Origin of the sequence: Kitasatospora nipponensis, from assembly GCF_039528135.1 — a bacterium.
Classification (GTDB): Bacteria; Actinomycetota; Actinomycetes; order Streptomycetales; family Streptomycetaceae; genus Kitasatospora; species Kitasatospora nipponensis.
In genome coordinates this window covers 1-701 of the sequence record NZ_BAAALF010000718.1, presented here as the reverse complement: position 1 = coordinate 701, position 701 = coordinate 1, and the positions used below count along the sequence as shown (strand labels likewise).

The following is a 701-nucleotide window of genomic DNA, read 5'->3' as shown; positions in this document are numbered from 1 at the left end:
ATGTGAACGTCGAGGAAGTTCGCGAGCTCGCCGGCTATTGTTTCGATGCGTCCGAAGAGTACGAAAAAATTATCACGAACGCCGTTGCGGTTGACGAAGCCGACTTCGAGTTACGCGGGAGAGGCAATGAGGCCACGGCCGGAGACCGGGAACTGTCGGATCTCCAGGACGCATTCGTGTCGTTCGTGCAGACGACGTGCGCTCGCTACTACGAGGCAGGGACTCGGCTCACAGAGGCTGCCCGTCAATACTACGGCTCCGAGGCGGAGAACGAAGACATCCTGCGGCACCTCGAGCGGGATCTGGACTTGAACGGAGCCGACGAGGGCAACGGCGGATCGCCTGATTCGCACGTCGACAAGTCCGACCGCAAAGACATCGAAGATTGGGAGGACTATTACATCGCGCCTGATGGGCGAGTGATTCCGGGTGACGATTACCGTGCCCCCGAACAACCGAGTTGAGGTGAACTGTCTTGATTGACAACAGGTCGGACTGGGTCTCACTCGGCACCGACGAGTTCTTTCTATCGTGGTTTGCGCATTACAAAGTCGGCCACTTCCACTACTTTTTCGGGCTCGGCCCGGTAGGATGATCCAGGACAGATCGTCCCGCGCGCACCGGCGCCGCCAGTGAAGCGCTCCACCGGCGTGACCTCGGCACGATCGAGGATCCGGCACCGGACCTGATGGAGATCATCG

General features: G+C 59.6%; 1 protein-coding gene. It reads left to right on the top strand.

Annotated features, from left to right (window positions below; all coding sequences use genetic code 11):
• Positions 1 to 464: hypothetical protein (locus ABD323_RS42900; protein WP_344447462.1), on the top strand; the 464-nt coding region annotated here is incomplete at its 5' end.
• Positions 465 to 701: the final 237 nt, after the last annotated feature.